Origin of the sequence: Streptomyces sp. CA-146814, from assembly GCF_050942385.1 — a bacterium.
In the GTDB taxonomy this organism is placed as follows: domain Bacteria; phylum Actinomycetota; class Actinomycetes; order Streptomycetales; family Streptomycetaceae; genus Streptomyces.
In genome coordinates, this window is sequence record NZ_CP192068.1 from 3645438 (window position 1) to 3663440 (window position 18003).

Sequence of the window (18003 nt, forward strand, 5' to 3'; positions counted from 1 at the left end):
GGGGCCCAGTGACAGACATACCGCAGGGCAGCGGCGGGGCCGACCGGCAGCGGACTCCCGGGCCGCCCCGGGATTCCGGGCCGCCGCGGACTGCTGAGCCGCCGAGGGACGCCGATCCCGGGTACGGCCCCGAAGCCGCCCTCGCCGCCGCCGTCGTCCGCGTCAAGGGCCGGGACGGCGTCGTCGCGGGCGCGGGCTTCCTGGTCGCCGACGATCTCGTCCTGACCTGCGCCCATGTGGTCTCCGACGCCCTCGACCGGCCCCGGGAGGAGGTCGTGGCGGCCGGGACCGAGGTGGCCGTCGATCTGCCGCTGGCCGGGGACGCCGGTGGCGCGTACGACGGTGGTGACCGTACCGCCGAGGTGCGGCGCTGGATCCCCGTCCAGCCCGACCGGACCGGCGACATGGCCCTCCTGCGGCTCCGGGACCCGGTACCCGGCGCCCGGCCGCTGCCCCTGGTCGACCCACCGCAGGGCGTCTGGCACCACGCCGCCCGGGCCCTCGGCTTCCCCGACGACCATCCCGGCGGCGTCTGGCACAGCGGTACGTTCCGGGGGCCGACCGGGGAGGGGTGGGTGCAGCTCTCGCGGAACGACGGCGAGGGCATGTACGTCAAGCGGGGCTTCAGCGGCAGCCCGGTCTGGGACGACGAACTCGGCGCGGCCGTCGGGATGATGGTGGCCGCCGAGCCCGTACGCGAGGCCCAGCAGGCGTTCGCCCTGCGGACCCGGACACTGGTGCGGGAGCTGCACGAGCTCGACGCCCTCGTCTCCCCGCCCAGCCCCTTCCGCGGCCTCGACCCCTTCCGGGAGGCGGACGCCGACGTCTTCTTCGGGCGGGACGCCGACGTCAGGAGAGTCGTCGACGAGCTGCGGGGCGACCGGCCGGCCGTCACCCTGTACGGGCCCTCCGGCTGCGGCAAGTCCTCGCTGGCGCTGGCCGGGGTGGTACCGGTCATGCGGGAGGCCGGGTATGTGGTCCTGGTCGTCAACGCGGGGCACATCTCCTCCGTCCGCTCCGCGCTCGCCACCGAGCTGTACAAGCTGGCGCGAGCGAGTGAGGCCGAGGAGCCGGGCGGGCAGCCAGGCCAGGAACATCACCTGCGGAACGCCGGGGAAGTGGCCTCCGCGCTGGGGAAGATGGGGCTCGCCGACACCCTCCACCGCACCCTGGGACGTACGGCCGGCCGGGTCCTCATCGTCCTCGACCAGGCCGAAGCCCTCCTGGACCGCCGCAAGGGCGAGGTGGCCGACGCCGCCCGCCTGCTCCTGTCGGAGGGGATGCCGGACGGCGTCCGCGTACTGCTCACCCTCCGCGCCGACTTCGTGGACGCGGCGCTCAGCCACCCGGACCTGGGCAAGGCGTTGAAGGGCGGGTCCACCGTCCCGCTCACCCCGATGTCCCCGGATCAGCTCAGGCAGGTGATCCGCGAGCCGATCGCGCGCCTTCGGGCCGTCTCGTACGACCCCGGGCTCGAAAAGCGCATCCTGGACGACGCCGGGAACGAGCCCGGCGTCCTGCCCCTGCTCGGCTTCGTCCTCTCCCAGCTGTGGGAGCGGCAGGTCTCGGGTCGGCTCCGCCTCGCCACGTACGACGAGATCGGCGGGGTCTCCGGTGCCCTGGCGCGCCACGCGGAACAGGCGTGGCGGGAGTCCGTACGGCCGGAGGACGAGGCCGACGCGCTGCGGCTGCTCACCGGACTCGTCCGCGTCCTGCCCGGCAGCGAGGTCCCCATGCGCCGCATGATCGCCTACGGCGAGGCGGGCGAGGCCCGGTGGCGGATCGCCCGGTCACTGGCGACGCGGCGGCTGCTGGTGCTGCACGGGGACGAGAACGCGCCGCAGACGGCCGAGCTCGCGCACGAGGCGCTCATCAGCGCCTGGCCGACGCTCGCCGAACAGGTGCGGACCGACAGCGACCTGCTGGCGGCCCGTGCGGAGCTGCGTCACGACCTCGACCGGTGGGAGAAGGCGGGGCGCCCGGCCGACCTGCTGCCCGGAGCCCTCCAGCTGATCTCCCTGAGCCGGCGGTTGCGGTCCAGGGAAGCCGAACTGTCCTCACAGGAAAGCGAGTTCATCGACCTCGCCGCAAAGCGCCATCGGGCCCGCCGGGCCGGCGTGCGGGCCGCGTGGGTCGCCGCCGCGCTCGCCCTCGCGCTCGTCGCCGGGCTCGGCACCTTCCTGATCCAGGAGTCCCGGGTCAGCGCCGTACGGGAGGCGGAGGGGCGGTCGCGGTCGCTGGCGACCCTCTCGGACGAGCTGGCGAAGCGGGACCCGGGCGGAGCGGCCCTGATCGCCATGGCGGCCCATGACCTAGCCCCGACCCAGGAGGCGAGCAACGCGCTGCTGCGGCGCTACGACCACTTCGTACAGGACCGGTGGGCGCTGTCCGGGACCGACGCCCGGATGGACCAGGTGGCGACGAGTACGGACGGCCGGGTGGTCCTGGTGACGACCAAGGCCGGAGGTTCGACCAGCTCGGACGGGGGTGCCATGCTCTTCGTCCGGAGCGCCGACGCCCGGGTCGTACGCGCCCGCCTCCCCCTGGCCGAACAGGCCTTCTTCCCGATGGTGAGCAGGGACGGCCGCAGGGTCGCCTACCTGTCGACGAAGGACGGCGGTGCCCTGGTCTGGCACGACGTGGACCCGGCGGGCACCGACGAGGCGGCGGTGCTGGGCCGGGAGCAGAAGATCCTCGGCAAGGAGTTCGGCGATCCGGGGACGACGTTGTACCAGCGCCTCGGCCTCGCGGACTTCTCTCCCGACGGGCGCGAGGTCGTCACCGCGGCCGGCGGAAAGGTACGGATCCGGGAACTGGCGACCCATCGGACGCGCGAGCTGCCCGGGTGGCTGCCGGCCATCGACCGGGTGTGGTTCGGGCCGGACGCGGACACCCTCGTGGCTCAGCGGCCGCCCGCAGCCGGGCAGGATTCCGGGACAGGTCCACTGATGGCGGTCGACACCGGCACGGGACGGGCGCGGCCGCTGACGGCCGACGTCGGCACGTCCACGATCCGCAACGTCGCCCTGTCCGGCAACGGCGCGCTGCTGGCCGTCTGCCGACAGGGACGTACGGGGGCCAGCACCAGGTACGAGGCGGTGCGTGTGGCGGACGGGCAGGTGCTCCGGCGACACCGGACCGGACAGTCGTCCAGCTCGTGCGAGGGCGTGGCGACCGACGGAACGGGAGACCACTTCGCCATGCAGGCCGGGGGGTCCACCTGGCACGTCGTCGGCACGCGCCCGGGAGGCACGGTGCGGGAGGCCAAAGGACCGAGCGGGATGCCCCGGCTCGAAGAGGACGACATGTCCCTCGTGGGAGATCCGGACGAGCCCGTGCTGATCGTGCCGGACGAGACCGCGGTGACCGGCCGTCCCCTGGCCTGGGACGCCGTCGAGGCCGACAGTCCTCCCGCGCTGATCGGCGGCGCGGCCCGGGGCGAGGGCGTCGAGACGGTGGTCCGCCTCGGGAAGGACGGCGACAGGATGGGCATCGTGCGCCTGGACGCGGAGGGATCGACCGTCGTCAAGGAGGTGAAACGGCCGTCCAGAAGGGCATGGTCGGAGTACCTCCAGGGTCCGCCGCAGGTGAATCGCGCCCGGAGAGCGACCCTGGCCGCCGATCACATCGAGGCGAACAAGGTCCGGGTCTGGGAGCTCCCCTCCCTGCGGACGGCCACCGACATCGTCGCCCGGCCGGTTGCCGAGGACGACATGATACGGATCCTCTTCGGCCCGGGCGACGAGTTGCTGACCGTCTCCGGCTCCATCGTCGAGCACTGGAACGCCCGGGACGGCCGGCGGCTGTCGAAGCCGTTCGACGTCCGCGGCCTGGGTTCCGCGGCGAAGGAGGGCGTGGATTTCGCCGCCTCCTTCCACCCCGAGCCGGGACACGTACAGGTCCTGGTCGCCGGTGAACCGGTCATCCGTGCCGTCTCGCTGCGCACGGGCAAGGAGAACACGAAGCTGAGGGTGGAGCTGGGGCCCGACGTCAGCGCCGCCGTGCTCGACCGGAGCGGGGATTTCGCCGCCGTGCAGACCAAGGGGTCCATGCTGGAAGTGTGGTCGGTGCGGGAGGCCGGGCAGGCCGCGCGGCGGGTGCTCGGTCCGGTCGGGCCGCTGGACCAGTTCGGCGGGTTCCAGCACGGCTTCCAAGAAGACAGCTCGAAGTACTTCCTGGCCAACGGGAACTCCATACGGTTCCAGGACCTGGCGGACCCCGACGATCGCGGCGAGTCCTATGTGTTCGCCGAGGAGCAGGATTTCCTGGCGGCGTCGCGCGACGGCAGGACGCTGCTCCGGCAAACCGACAAATTCGACTACGAGGCGGTGAACATCCTCCGCCTCGACCCGGAGCTCTGGAAGAGAGAACTCTGCGACACTCTCGGCCGCGACCTCTCCGAGGACGAACGCCGGGGCTTCCCCGCCTGGCTGCCGGAACGGATCTGCCCGCCCGGCGGCCGCTAGGGGGCGTCCTGCCGGTCAGCCTTCCCCGGCCTCCCCGGCTTCCCCGGCTCCCCCGGCGGTACGGGTCACCCGGACCGCCTCCTCCGGATCCAGGCGGGTGCCCTTCTCGTACGCCTCCGAGAACGCCGCCGGGCCCAGCGTGGTCCGAGCCGCCGCGGTGATGCGGTCGACGTCGGCGCGTTCGGCGGGGGGCAGCGGGGCTCCGGCGCGGCGGCGGGCGGATGCTGCCGCGCCCAGGAGGAGGGCCGCTCGGGTGGCGGCGGAGGTGTGGGCGGGCAGGGCGGCCGCGCCGGCCAGGCCTTCCAGGGAGAGGGCGAGGGCTCGGGGCTCGGCCAGGGCGCGGGCGGTCTCCAGGCCGGCCAGGTGGTGGGCCTCGGCCGTGTGTGCGTCGCCGCGCAGCTCGGCGACGAAGCCGAGTTCGGCCAGGAGGAGGTGGTCGCCCGCCTGGGAGGAGACGTCCGCGTAGCCGTCGCGGAGGTGCAGCAGGTGGGCCTCGGCGGCGTCGAGGTCGCCCGAGCGGCGGGCGCCGAGGGCCAGGCCCATCTCGGAGTGGATCTCGCCGTACTTGTAGCCCTGTTCGGCGGCGATCCGGCGCGCCTGCTCGTGGAGGTCGCGGGCGCGGTCGAAGTCGCGGGCGAGCAGGGCGAGCCGGCCGAGGCCGGAGAGCCGCGCCGACACCTCCGCCTCCAGGCCCAACTCCCTCGCCATGAGCAGCCCTTCGTGCTGGCGGCGCTCGGCGTCCTCGTACGCGCCCTTGATCTCCGCGAGTGCGGCCAGCGGTGAGATCGTCTGCAACTCGCCCCAGCGGTCGCCCAGTTCGTGGAAGATCCGGGCGCTGCGGCTGCCGTCCCGGCCGAGGCCCGCCAGGTCGCCGCTGACCAGTGCGAGCGTCGCGCGCAGGCCGAGTGCGGCGGCGCTGCCCCACGGGTCGCCGGCGGTGGTGAACAGGGTGAGGGCGCGGGTGTTCAGCTCGCCGCTGCCGGCCGCGTCGCCCGCGCTGAACAGGCCGTACGCGCAGAGCCAGAGCGCACGGGCCCGACGTACGGGGTCGGGGATGGCCTCGGATGCGGGGGCGGGGCCGTCGCCGTCCGCCGTGGTGGCGGCCGCCGCTCCTGGGTCGCCGGTGAGGAGCGCGAACGCGGCCTGCAGGAGGACGAGTTCGGGTGGTCCGACCGTCACCGCCAGCACCGCGGCCAGGCTGCGGCGGGCCTCGGTCAGGCGGCCGCGCAGCAGCCACCACCAGGCCAGCGCGGTGGCCAGCCGGACCGCCTCCTCCGGCTCGCCCGCGCCCGCCCGGCGCACCGCCTCGTCGAGCGCGGTCCGCAGGTTGCCGGCCTCCGCGTCCAGCCGTGCCAGCCAGGGGCGCTGCCCGGCGCCGCGCAGCTGTGGCTCGGCTTCTTCGGCCAGGGCCCGGTAGTGGAGGAGATGGCGGTCCCGTACGGCGGTGAGGTCCTCCATCTCGTGGAGCCGTTCGGTCGCGTACGCGGCGACGGACTCCAGGAGGCGGTAGCGGGGGCCGGTCGGGCCCGCCGCCACGACCACCAGGGACCGGTCCACCAGCCGGGTGACCAGGTCGAGCACCTCGTCCCGGGCCACGCCGTCCCCCGCGCAGACCGCCTCGGCGCCCGCCAGGTCGCAGCCGTCGCTGTGGGCGGCGAGGCGGCGCAGGACGATGCGTTCGGGTGCGCTGAGCAGTTCCCAGCTCCAGTCGATCATCGCCCGCAGCGTCTGCTGGCGGGCCGGTGCGCCGCGCTGCCCGAAGGTCAGGACCCGGAAGCGGTCGTTGAGCCGCGCCGCCAACTCCCGTACCCCCAAGGCCCGTACGCGGGTGGCGGCGAGCTCCAGCGCGAGCGGGATGCCGTCGAGGCGGCGGCAGATCTCGGCGACCGCCCGGCGGTCGGGCTCCTCCGGCGCGTCCGGGTCGCGCGGGAAGCCGGGGGCGGCCGCGGCGGCGCGGTCCATGAACAGCCTTACCGCGTCGGCGGGTTGCAGCGGTTCGACGAGGAACATCGCCTCGCCCGCGAGGCCGAGCGGCTCCTGGCCGGTGGCGAGGACCCGCAGGCCGGGGGCGGTGCGCAGGAGGAGTTCGGTGAGTTCGGCGGCGGCGTCGACGACGTGCTCGCAGTTGTCCAGGACGAGCAGGGTGCGCCGGTCGCGCAGGGCGGCGGCGAGGCGGTGCGGGAGGGAGGGCGTGGAGCTGCCGGTGCCGGGGGGTGCGCGCGGGGCGTCGTCGCGGATGCCGAGGGTGGCGGCGACGACCTGGGCGAGGTCGGCGGGGGTGCCGGAGCGGATGCCGGAGAACTCCACCAGCCAGGCACCGTCGGCCAGTTCGCCCGCCTGCGCGCCGTCCCGCTCGGCGGTGGCCGCCGCCACGGCGAGGCGGGTCTTGCCGACGCCTCCGGGGCCGGTGAGGGTCACCAGCCGTGCCTCGGAGAGGAGTCGGGTCAGGTGGGTGAGGGCCTCGCTACGGCCTACGAGGGGGGTCAGGGGGGCGGGGAGGTTGGAGTGGAGCGGTGAGGGGGTGGGGGTGGGGACGGGGGTGAGCGGCGCTGGGTCCGTGGAGCCGTGCGCCGGCGTCCGCAGGCCGTCCCCCGCCTCGTACGCCCCCGCGCTCAGCTCCGGCTCCTGGCGCAGCACCGCCCCGTGCAGCGCGGCCAGTTCAGGGCTCGGGTCGACCCCCAGCTCCTCCGCCAGGCGGGTGCGCAGGGACTCGTACGACGCCAAGGCCTCGCTCTGGCGGCCCGTCGCGTACAGGGCTTTCATGCGGAGGGCGTGCAGGCGCTCCCGTAGCGGGTGGAGTGCGACGAGGCCGGCCAGTTCCCCGGCCAGGAGCGCGTGGTCGCCCGTCTCCAGGCGGGCCTGGGCCTGGTCCTCCAGCGCGGAGAGCCGCTGCTCCGCCAGGCGCTGGGCCGCCGGCCGGACGAAGAGGGCGTCGGCGAAGTCCGCGTACGCCGGTCCTCGCCACAGCTCCAGGGCCTCCGTCAGCAGCTCCGCCCGGGTGCGCGGGTCCTGGACGGGGCGGGCCCGGGCCACCAGGGCCCTGAAGCGTACGGCGTCCACCTCGTCGGCCGACTCGTCGAACCGCAGCCGGTAGCCGGGAGGCTGGCGCACCACGCGGTCGCGGCCGATGACCCGGCGCAGCTGCGAGACCTTGGCCTGGAGAGCGCCCGCCGGGTTGGCCGGAGGCGCGTCGGCCCACAGGTCGTGGATGAGTTGGTCGGCGGAGACCGGTCCTCCGCCGTTCGCGAGCAGATCCGCCAGCAGGGCCCGGACCTTGGCCTCCGGGACCTTGACCTGCCGCCCCTCGCCGTCCCACACCACCAGTGGCCCGAGCACCCCAAACCGCATAGGCGCCACCGTACAGGCCCGGGGAACCGGCCCCGGGGCGCCGGGCACCACCGCTCCGGACGCCGGGCGGCCCGAAGGTTTCCCGAAGGTTCTCCGAAGCGGCCGGGCGCAGAGTCGTTCCGAAGAGGAGCGGGAGGGGACCGGGAGGAGCGGCAGACCATGACCAAGTACGCGCGCCGGAAGGCCCTGGTCGTCGGTGAGGCCACCGGTATCGGCCTGGCCATCGCCAAGCGGCTCGTGGAGGGCGGTGCGAGCGTCCTGCTGACCGCCCGTACCGAGGAGGAGCGTGCCCGGGCGGTCGGTGAACTCGGTTCCGCCGCCCGCGTCGTCCCCCCGTCCTCGGTCGTGGGTCTGCTCGAAGGAGAGGCGGGTGTCCGAGATGTCGATCTTCTTTTCGCGGATTCCCTCCCTACCGCCCGGCCCCTGCTGCCGCACCTCCGCGACGGCGGCGCGGTCGTGCTGACCGCGCCCGCCCCGTGTCCGGACGCCGTACGGGCGCTCGCCGCCGAGCTGGCCGTCCGTGGCGTCCGCGTCAACGCCGTGGCCCCGGGCTGTATCGAGGCGCCGGGCTCCGGCGCCGTGCCCCTGCCTCCGCTGGGACGTCTCGGCGCCGCCGAGGAGGTGGCCCGCGCCGCGCTCTTCCTGGCCACGGAGGCGACGTTCACCACCGGCGCCCGGCTCCCCGTCGACGGCGGCCTCGGCCGCCCGTGAACGGTCCCGACGCCGCCCGTGAGCGGTCCCGGCACCGTCCGAGAAGCGTTCCCGGCGCCGCTCGTAAGCGGTCCCGGCCGTCCGAGAAGCGTTCACCGTCCCCGCGCACCATCACCCCTTCCCATCAGGAAACCTGGAGCACACCCCATGAGCACCGCACCCGACACGGCGTCCGCCTCCGCCGCGGCACCGGACCCCAAGGGCGGCGGCGAGGAAGCGCGGAAGCTCCCGCTCTTCGCCCTGCTGGCCCTCGCCACCGCCGTCTTCATCACCAGCCTCACCGAGACCCTCCCCGCCGGTCTGCTGCCGTCGATGAGCCAGGACCTGGGGGTCAGCGAGTCCGCCACCGGCCAGACGGTCACGGTCTACGCGATCGGCACCGCCCTCACCGCGATCCCGCTCACCGCCGCCACCGCGGGCTGGCAGCGTAAGAAGCTGCTGCTCACGGCCATGGCCGGGTTCGCCATCGCCAACACCGTGACCGCCGTGTCGTCCGTCTACGAGCTGACGATGGTCGCCCGGTTCGTCGCCGGTGTCGCGGCCGGTCTCGCCTGGGCCCTGCTCGCCGGGTACGCCCGCCGCCTCGCCCCCGTACACCTCCAGGGCAAGGCGATGGCCATCGCCATGGCCGGTATCCCTGTCGCGCTCTCCCTCGGCGTGCCCGCCGGTACGTTCCTCGGCGAGTGGCTCGGCTGGCGCGCGGCGTTCCTGTCGATGACCGGGCTCACGGTCGCGCTGCTGGTGTGGATCTTCGCCGGCGTACCGGACTTCCCCGGCCAGGCCCGCGGCGAGCGGCCGAAGCTGCTGCGCACGCTGACCATCCCGGGCGTCTCGCCGGTCCTCTTCGTCACGCTGGTCTTCGTGCTGGCGCACACCATCCTGTACGCGTACATCGCCACGTACCTCAAGGACCTCGGGCTCGGCGGGCACACCGGCCTGATCCTGCTGGTCTTCGGCGCCGCCTCGCTGGCCAGCATCTGGATCGTCGGCGCGCAGATCAACCGCCGGCTGCGCGGTCTCACCGCGGGCGGCGCGCTGCTGGTCGCCGTCGCCTCGCTGCTCCTGGCCGTCCTCTCCGACACGACCGCGCTCGTCTATGTGGCCGCCGTGCTGTGGGGTCTGGGCTGGGGCGGTGTGCCCACGCTGCTGCAGACCGCCGTCGGTGACGCGGGCGGCGAGTCGGCGGACGCGGCGCAGGCGATGCTCGTGACACTCTGGAACGTCGCGATGGCCGGCGGCGGCATCGTCGGCGGCATCCTGCTGGACACCCTCGGCAGCGAGTCCTTCCCGTGGACGGTCGTGCTGCTCCTGCTGCCGGTGATCGCGGTGGTGCTCTACGCCCGGAAGGCCGGATTCCCCGCCCACCGGCCGTCCGAGGAGAAGGCGGCGGAGGCGGAGGCGGGGACGGAGACCGAGGCCAAGGCCGGAGTTCCCGCGGTCTGACCACCCGACGGCCCGACCGCCGGAGGCCACCCCTCCCCCGTCCTCCGGCGGTCGTCCGTCTCCTGCGAAGCCCCGCCCCCGGCCGTACGGCAGTCCCCTCACCGGGACACCGTCTCCGAACTCCGTGCACAGCACCGTGCCGGTGCCATGTTCATGATTTGTTGACACTTCGCCGGACGGCCCGGCGGCACCGCTCCACCACTGGTGGAGCCCGGTCCTCCCCCTCCGCACGCCCCTCGCAGACACGCTGCCGAGGGGCGTTTTCGCAGGTCAGGCCCCGAACTTGCAAAATAGACGGCCGACCCGGGCAAACTCCGGCCCGGGCGGTACTTTCACCTCGTACTGATGTGCCATGTATCCACTCGGGTGCGACCGGTGACGAGTATCGAGGGGGCGTAGCGTTACATGTCGTCAAGTGAGGTGCGCGCGGCGGTGCCGGGCGACGGCGCGTACATGCGGACGTTCATGGACGAGATCTTCCCGGCGTTCCGGCGGCCGGAGCAGCGCCGCTGGGCCCAGACGTACCTCTGGGCCCTGCTCCATGTGTCGGGCAAGAAGACACCGCGCCGGATGGCCCTGGCGAAGCCCTTGCCCTCGGCCGCGGCACACGGTCTCCACCAGTTCATCAACGCCAGCCCGTGGGACTGGAATCCGGTACGCCGACGGCTCGCCCGACGGGTCGCCGCGCGGACGACCCCGCACGCCTGGACCGTCGCCGAACTCATCATCCCCAAGCGCGGCGAGCACTCGGTCGGTGTGCACCGGCGCGTCGATCCCGCCACCGGACGGACCGTCAACTGCCAGCGGGCGCTGGTCTTCTTCCTCGCCTCGGGCGCTCAGTGCTATCCGGTGGACTGGAGCCTCGTGCTCGGCGGCGCGTGGGACTCGGACCGGGAGCGCAGGCGCCGTGCGCGCATCCCCGGGTCCGAGGCCGGGCGCACGCCCGCCGACCATGTGATCGGGTACGCCGCCGGGGCCGCCGCGCAGCCACGGCTCGCGGGGCTGCCGTGGGTGCTGGACCTGACCCGGTGCGACAACGCGGCGGGGGTCCTCGCGGGGCTCGGGCGGCTGCGCGCCGACGTGGTGTGCGAGGTGCCGCCGGACCATCCGGTGCTCCTCACCGGGCAGCACACGCCCGTCGTGATCACGGTGAGCGCGCTCATGGAGGTACGGCACGCCCGGCAGACCCACGTCCTGCTCCGGCAGACGCCCGACGGCCGCGTCCGACCGGTACCCGTCCACGCGTACGCGGGCACGGTGGAAGCACCGCGGCCGGGCGGGGGCGACGACGTGGGCGTACGCCCGTACCGCATCCTGGAGAGACCCGATCCGGACGGGCGGCAGCCGGCCCGGTACTGGCTCACCACCCTCACCGACCTGCGCGTGGAGGACGTCCTCCGGCTGGCGCGCAGCCACGCGGCGGCCCTCTCGGCCGTGACGACGCTCGGCCGGCGGTTCGGCGTCCTCGACTTCGAGGGCCGCTCCTTCCCCGGCTGGCACCACCACATGACCATGGCCTCGGCCGCCTACGTCTTCCAGCGCCTCTCCGGAGCCCCGGCCGCCGTGCTCGCCGGCGCTCCGCACCGACCCGTGCGGGCGCTCCCGACCGACGTGACGGCCAAGGAAGAGGCAGGGGTGGGACACATGAGACGGGTACTCGTGGTGGAGCAGGACGCCTCCGCCGCAGCGGCCATGGTGAGCGATCTGCGGCGGCAGGGATTCACCGCCGGCAGCGTCTCCACGGGAGAACGCGCGCTCCGCGTCCACGGCGACGCGGATCTGGTGCTGTTCTCCCTGGAACTGCCGGATATCGACGGACTGGAATTGTGCCGGTCCCTGCGCAACGACGGCGATACGGCCCTGATCGCGGTCACCGAAGCCGATGCCGAACTGGAGCGGGTTCTCGTCCTGCACGCCGGGGCCGACGACTGTGTGGTGAAAAGCTGGGGATTCCGGGAAGTGGGCGCCCGGATCGAGGCGGTACTACGCCGCGTTCAGCCCCGGCAGACGCTTCCCGCCGCCATTTCCCTGCGCGATCTCCATATCGATCCGCGGCGGCAGGAAGTCCGCCTCGGCGGGCGGCTCATCGGCGTCACATCGAAGGAATTCGAGCTGCTCTACGCGCTGGTCGCCACGCCGGAGACGGTGGTGACGCGGAAGGAGCTGATGGCCCGGGTCTGGGGCAGCAACTGGGGCCACACCAGCCGCACCATCGACACGCATGTGAGCAGCCTGCGGGCGAAACTCGGCTCCGGCGGCTGGATCATCACGGTCCGTGGCGTCGGGTACCGCATGGGGTACGCCTGGCAGATGCCGGAGACGACCGCGGGCTGAGCGGACCCGACGGCGGCACGGTCGGGAGGGCGCGCCTCACACCGCCGCCCCCTCCAGCCGCCGCAGCAGCGGATGGCCCGCCCGCCCCGTCCCGCCCACCGCCCGCCGCGCCCACCACGCCGAGGCGAGGTTCGACGTCAGCAGCGTGCGGGCCGGGTCGGTGAGGGCGGCGAGCGTGCCCATGCCCGTGCCCGTGAAGAGCAGCGCTGTGTCGGCGGGCAGCTCCCGCTCGCGTATCCGCCGCAGGATGGCCCCGGTCGTCACCTCGTACGGGTCGAAGTGCGCGGTCCCGTCCGGGCCCGCGGCCTCCTTGGCCGGGACGCGCACCACGCCGTCGACGGTGAGCCCGGCCCGCTCCCAGAAGGCGCGGGAGGTGTCGGTCAGCCACGGTTCGTACGGGGAGACGAGCGTCAGGCGCTGTATCCCGAGCGCCTCGCAGACCGCCAGGATCGCCTGCGTGGAGGACTGCACCGGCGAGCCGGCGCGCTCGGACAGCTCGTCGCAGAGGGCCCGGTCGCCGGCCGGCTCCAGCAGGTAGTGCGAGGCGCTGCACGCCACCACGGTCGCGTCCAGGCGCAGCGCGCCGAAGCTGCCGAGCAGGGCCGGGAGCACCTCGTTGTACGTCTCCAGCATCGCCCGCAGTCCGGCGCCCGGCGTCACCGGGAAACGGGAGGTGTACACATTCATTCCGGCGTCGAGCAGCTGGTTGAACTCGGGTTCCGCCGTGGGATTTTCCGGCGGCACGACGACCCCTAGCCGGGGCAGCGAGAAGAGATCCATGCGCAGCACCGTAGGGCGTACGTCACAACAACGGGTGCATTGCGTCCGCTATTTGGCCCGCCCGCACACCACTCTTGCACTCCCTTTCCTTCCTGACATTCCTTGACACTCCGCCACACAACCCTGACACGGCGGATATTGCCCCTTCCGGCCAGGCGCCGAAAGATATGAGTCACCGCAATACAGCCCCGGAAGAGGAGCGGATCACATGGCAGCAGAAGGCCCCGAGAAACTGGAGAGGCCACCCCGGATATCGGACGCGACCCTGCGGGACTCCGCCCATATGGCAGGCGTCGAATTCGGCCCCGAGGACGCCGCCGCCATCGCGGACCTGCTGGTGCGGACGGGCGTCGAGCTCGTCGAGGTGGGCATGGTCTCCGGACCGGACTCCAAGGACGCCGATCTCGTCCTCGCCACGCACGAGGCGGTCACCCCCGAGCGCAGCATGACGCTCGTCGTCGTCCGCGACCGCCGCCAGGTGGTCCGCGCCCTGGACGAGGCCGAGCGGCTCGGCGTACGGCACATCATGTACTCCATCCCGACCTCCGAGCAGCACGCACAGCTGAAGCTGGACTCGGCCAGTCCCAAGTTCCTTCAGGCGCTGGCGCGTTCGGCGATCCAGCAGGCGAAGGAGCGCGGCTTCCACGTCACGTTCAGCGGCGAGGACGGCGCCCGTACGCCCCGGGAGCGGCTCGTGCCGTATGTGGAGGCGGGGTTCGCGGCGGGGGCCGACCGGTTCCGGCTGGCGGAGACCGTCGCGTACCTCTCGCCGTGGCAGATGGAAGAGGTCGTCGCGGACCTCACCGCGATCGACGGCTCCGAGATCGAGATCCACTCGCACAACATGCTCGGCATGGCCGTCGCCAACTCCCTCGCCGCCGTGCGGGCGGGCGCCCAGTGGATCTCCGCGACCGTCGGCGGCATCGGTGAGCGCGGCGGCAACGCGCCGCTGGCCGAGCTGCTCACCTCGCTGCGCGTCATCCACGGCGACACCCGCTTCGACCTGACCCACCTCACCGAACTGTCCCGGATCGCACTGCGCGGCGCCGGTCTCGGGGACGCCTTCCAGTCCGGGCCGACCACGCCGCACGCCTTCGCGTACGAGCTGCCGGGCCAGCTGAGCCACCCGCACGCGTACGAGACGCTGCCCGCCGAACTCGTCGGCAACCGGCGCGAGTTGCGCGTCCGCTCGCGTCTCACCACCGCGCTGGTCCGCTGGGCCCTGGCCGATTCCGGCCTGGAAGTCGACGTCGACGCCTTCACGCCGTGGCTGGCCGAGCGGCAGGAGCGGGACGGCCGCCCGCTGCTGGACCGGGACACGATCCGCAAGGCCGCCATCGACTTCCGTCCCGTACCCGCGTAACCCACCCCACCTCTCTGCGGAGTTCACGATGTCCACCGCCACCCTGACCGGCGTATGCCCCGAGTGCGAGACCGACCTGACCGTCCCCCCGGTGACCCTCGGCGAGACGCTCTCCTGCCCCGAGTGCATCCTGACCCTCCGCGTCGAGGCCGTCGAGGACGGCCGGCTGACGCTGGAGATGGTCGAGGTGCAGCTGCGCGACTGGGGCCAGTGAGATGGGCGCACCTCGCCCCGGCGCGCCCGTCGCCTCCGTCGCCCTCGTCGCGGACCGGATCGCCTGGGAGGAACGGCTGCTCATCGAGGCGGCCCCCGCCTTCGGCCTCCGTATCGACTGGGTCAACGACGAGGCCCTCTCGCTCGGCCACCCGGGCGCCCCGGCCATCAAGGGGTACGACACGCTCCTCATCCGGAGCCGCAGCTACACGCGCGGCGGCCTCATCGCCAGCCTCGCCGAGGCGGCCGGCGTCCCCACGCTGAACACCGCCCGGGCCATCCACGCCTGCGAGAACAAAGCCGTACTGCGCGCCCTGCTCCACACGGCGGGCGTGCCGGTCCCCGACCACCGGCTCGTCCTCTCCCGCAAGGACTTCGACAAGGCGCTCGCGGACCTGCCGCTGCCGCTCGTCCTCAAGCCGGTCTTCGGCGGGATGGGCAAGCGGGTCACGCTGATCCGGCACGCCGACACCGCGCACTCCGTGTACGACTACATCGAGGACCTGGCCCACGCCTTCGAGCAGGCCAGCGTGGTGGAGCCGTACCTCGGCGGCAGCTCGGTGCGGTGCCTGGTCGTCGGGCGGGAGCTGATCGGGGCGGCGGAGTTCGAGAGCGGCGGCAGCGACTGGCGCAACAACGCGGCGCTCGGCAACAAGAACCGCGCCATCGCCCACGACCCCGACGTCGTGAAGATCGTCGACGGTGTGGTGGACGTGCTCGGCCCCGGCATCTACGGCGTCGACCTCTTCGCCACCCCGGACGGCTACGTCGTCAACGAGGTCAACCACGCCCCCGGCTTCCGGGCCGTGGCCTCCGCCACCGGAGCCGACATCCCCTCGGCCATCGCCCGTCATGTGCAGGAGCTACTCGCATGATCCGTGCAGGAGTCGTCGGCGCCTCCGGGCTCGCCGGCGGCGAACTCATCCGCCTCATCACCCAGCACCCCGACCTCGAACTCACCTTCCTCGGCGGCTCCTCCAACATCGGCCGCCGCCCCTCCGAACTCCACCCCGGCCTCCGCAACGACCAGGGCCTGACCATCCAGCCGGTCACCGAAGAGGTCGCGGACCAGGTCGACGTGCTCTTCCTCGCCACCCCGGCGCCGGTCTCGGCCGAGCTGGCCTCGCTGCTCGCGGACCGCGTCCCGGCGATCGTCGACCTCAGCGGCGCGTTCCGCATCCGTACGCCGGAACTGCACGACCGCTGGTACCCGAAGGTCAAGCGCCGCACCGACCTGGCCGACCGATTCGTCTACGGCGTACCGGAGTTGATCGGTGACCAGCTGGCGGACGCCGCCCTCATCTCGCTGCCCGGCTGCTACGCCACCGCGATCACCCTGGGCCTGGCGCCGCTCACGCTCGGCCTCGGGCTCGACCTGAAGACGGTGGTGGTGGACGGCAAGAGCGGGTCCAGCGGCGGCGGTGTCCAGCTGCGCACCTCGGACCTGCACCCGTTCCGGGCCGGTGCCATCGCGCCGTACTCCCCGACCGGCCACCGGCACGCCGCCGAGGTCGGTGACTTCCTGGAGCGGAGCAAGCCCGGCACCATCGGGAACCTGACCATGTCGGCGTACGGCGTCCCCAACGTACGCGGCTTGCTGACCAGTTCGTACGTGTTCACCGACGAGCAGGTCGACCAGCGCGAGCTGAACCGGGCCTACCTGCGCTTCTACAAGGGGCGCCCCTTCGTCCGGGTGCGGCGGCACAACGAGACGCTGATCCCGGTGCCCGACCCGCAGGTGGTGCTGGGCTCCAACTACGCCGACGTGACCGTCCTGCTGGACGAGGACGGCGGCCGGATCGTCGTGCTCGCCGCGCTCGACAACCTGGTCAAGGGGGCGGCGGGACAGGCCGTGCAGGTGACGAACCTGCGGTTCGGGCTGCCGGAGGAGACGGGGCTGACGCAGCAGCCGGTGATGCCGGCATGAGCGCATCCCCTGCCGTTCCCACGGTGGTCAAGCTCGGCGGCAGCTGCCTGGACGGCCTCGACTCCACCTGGTGGGACGACCTGGCCCGGCACGGCCGGGAGCGGACGCTGGTCCTCGTGCACGGCTGGTCCAAGCCGCTGAAGCAGCTCGACCCGCGCTACAGCGAACCGTCGGCGATCCTGCGCGACCGGTACGGCAACCAGAGCCGGTGGACGACGCCCGAGGTCATCGACGACATCAAGACGGTCAGCGCCGTCCTGGCCGAGGACGTCCTCGCCCGGCTGGAGGACCGGGGCATTACCGCCGAGCGGCTGCTCGGCAGCGACGGCCTGGTCAGCGCGGGCGACGGCGAACGCTGGTGGTGGCGGGAGAAGCAGCTCGTCGAGCTGGAGAACCTCGTCGGCCCGATCACCGGCGTCGACCCGGCCCCGCTCAAGAACCTCCAGCCCGGCCACGCCTACCTGGTCACGCCGCTCGCCCGGAACGCGGCCGGCCAGGAGGTCAACACCGACGCCGACCGGGCCGCCGCCGCGATAGCCGGGGCCACCGGCGCGTCCGACCTGGTCCTGGTCACCGACGTCGGCCATCTGCTCATCGACGGCCGGCCGGTCCGCCGGATCAGCGCCGAGGACGCCGCCGCCTTCCGCGACAAGGGCGCGAAGGGCGGGATGCGCAAGAAGCTGCGCGCGGCCGGCGAGGCCCTGGAGCGCGGAGTGGACCGGGTCGTCATCGGCAGCGCCGCCGTCACGGAGCTGCTGGACGGCACGACGGGCACGCTGATCACCGACGTACAGGCCTCCGGGGAAGGAGCGGGCGCATGAGCAGATCCCGCGTACTGGTCGTCAACAACGGCACGCTCTCGCTGAAACAACTACGCGCCCGATTCGAGGAGTTGGGCTCGGATACGGAGGCGGTCGACGCCTCCTCCGTACCGGCCCGGGTCGACGGCCGCTACCAGGCCATCGTGCTGAGCGGCACCAAGGTGCGCGCGTACGACAGTGAGTTCTACAAGCCCCTGATCGACCTGGTGACGACAGCGGACGTACCGGTCTTCGGTATCTGCGGCGGCATGCAGATCCTCGCCGTCGCGGCCGGCGGCGAACTCGCCGAGGGTCCGCAGCGGGTCGGCGGATACGAGGTGCAGGTGGACACCGAGGAACCGCTCTTCAGCTACGTGAAGCCCACGGTCACCGTCTTCCACCGGCACACGCTCTACCTCCGGGCGGCCCCGGCGGGCTACCGCTCGATCGGCCGCTCCGAGCACGCGCCCGTGGAGTTCCTGCGCTCGGACGACGGCCGGATCCACGGCGCCCAGGCCCACCTGGAGTTCCGCAAGGACGGCCTGGAGATCCTGCGCGGCTTCGCGCAGCTCTACCAGTGACCGTGGCCGTCACCGGGCCCGCAACCGACCCCTTCGT

General features: G+C 73.2%; 12 protein-coding genes and 1 pseudogene. 11 read left to right on the top strand and 2 right to left on the bottom strand.

Annotated features, from left to right (window positions below; genetic code table 11):
- Positions 1-8 precede the first annotated feature (8 nt).
- Entirely contained in the window at positions 9-4466 is a 4458-nt protein-coding gene (locus ACQP09_RS16110; RefSeq protein ID WP_433400024.1) for a trypsin-like peptidase domain-containing protein, read from the top strand.
- 15 nt (positions 4467-4481) lie between these two features.
- On the opposite strand, the gene ACQP09_RS16115 is transcribed toward ACQP09_RS16110, so the two are convergent.
- Positions 4482-7814, bottom strand: coding sequence for a BTAD domain-containing putative transcriptional regulator (locus tag ACQP09_RS16115; RefSeq protein WP_433400027.1), 3333 nt, complete (start codon positions 7812-7814; stop codon positions 4482-4484).
- Positions 7815-7973: 159 nt separating this feature from the next.
- Here ACQP09_RS16115 and ACQP09_RS16120 point away from each other — a divergent pair, with 159 nt between their 5' ends.
- The 4 genes and pseudogenes from ACQP09_RS16120 (at position 7974) to ACQP09_RS16135 (ending at position 12302) form a co-directional block, all read left to right on the top strand.
- Positions 7974-8525, top strand: a complete 552-nt coding sequence (locus tag ACQP09_RS16120; RefSeq protein WP_433400030.1) for an SDR family NAD(P)-dependent oxidoreductase — start codon at positions 7974-7976, stop codon at positions 8523-8525.
- 147 nt (positions 8526-8672) lie between these two features.
- Positions 8673-9968 (top strand): MFS transporter, encoded by a 1296-nt coding sequence (locus ACQP09_RS16125; protein ID WP_433400033.1) that lies wholly within the window; start codon positions 8673-8675, stop codon positions 9966-9968.
- Positions 9969-10373: 405 nt separating this feature from the next.
- A pseudogene (locus ACQP09_RS16130) lies at positions 10374-11567 on the top strand (IS701 family transposase); the annotation flags it as partial.
- Between the two features lie 45 nt (positions 11568-11612).
- The gene (locus ACQP09_RS16135; RefSeq protein WP_433406615.1) at positions 11613-12302 is read left to right on the top strand and encodes a response regulator transcription factor; all 690 of its coding nucleotides are present in this window, start codon (positions 11613-11615) and stop codon (positions 12300-12302) included.
- A gap of 36 nt (positions 12303-12338) precedes the next feature.
- Here ACQP09_RS16135 and ACQP09_RS16140 read toward each other — a convergent pair whose 3' ends face one another.
- The gene (locus ACQP09_RS16140) at positions 12339-13082 is read right to left on the bottom strand and encodes a maleate cis-trans isomerase family protein (RefSeq protein WP_433400036.1); all 744 of its coding nucleotides are present in this window, start codon (positions 13080-13082) and stop codon (positions 12339-12341) included.
- A 208-nt stretch (positions 13083-13290) separates the two neighbouring features.
- On the opposite strand from ACQP09_RS16140, the gene ACQP09_RS16145 reads away from it, so the two are divergent.
- From ACQP09_RS16145 to ACQP09_RS16170, 6 genes are read left to right on the top strand one after another with little or no spacing between them, the layout of a single operon-like run.
- Positions 13291-14445: an isopropylmalate synthase gene (locus tag ACQP09_RS16145; protein ID WP_433400039.1), complete on the top strand. Its 1155-nt coding sequence runs from the start codon at positions 13291-13293 to the stop codon at positions 14443-14445.
- Positions 14446-14473: 28 nt separating this feature from the next.
- Complete coding sequence (locus ACQP09_RS16150; RefSeq protein WP_015609635.1) at positions 14474-14659, top strand: lysine biosynthesis protein LysW; 186 nt, start codon at positions 14474-14476, stop codon at positions 14657-14659.
- A 1-nt stretch (position 14660) separates the two neighbouring features.
- The gene (locus ACQP09_RS16155) at positions 14661-15533 is read left to right on the top strand and encodes an ATP-grasp domain-containing protein (RefSeq protein ID WP_433400042.1); all 873 of its coding nucleotides are present in this window, start codon (positions 14661-14663) and stop codon (positions 15531-15533) included.
- The gene (gene argC, locus ACQP09_RS16160) at positions 15530-16585 is read left to right on the top strand and encodes an N-acetyl-gamma-glutamyl-phosphate reductase (RefSeq protein ID WP_433400044.1); all 1056 of its coding nucleotides are present in this window, start codon (positions 15530-15532) and stop codon (positions 16583-16585) included. Before ACQP09_RS16155 ends, argC begins: the two co-directional genes overlap by 4 nt.
- Complete coding sequence (locus tag ACQP09_RS16165; RefSeq protein WP_433400047.1) at positions 16582-17406, top strand: acetylglutamate kinase; 825 nt, start codon at positions 16582-16584, stop codon at positions 17404-17406. Before argC ends, ACQP09_RS16165 begins: the two co-directional genes overlap by 4 nt.
- Entirely contained in the window at positions 17403-17966 is a 564-nt protein-coding gene (locus ACQP09_RS16170; RefSeq protein WP_433400049.1) for a type 1 glutamine amidotransferase, read from the top strand. Before ACQP09_RS16165 ends, ACQP09_RS16170 begins: the two co-directional genes overlap by 4 nt.
- Positions 17967-18003: the final 37 nt, after the last annotated feature.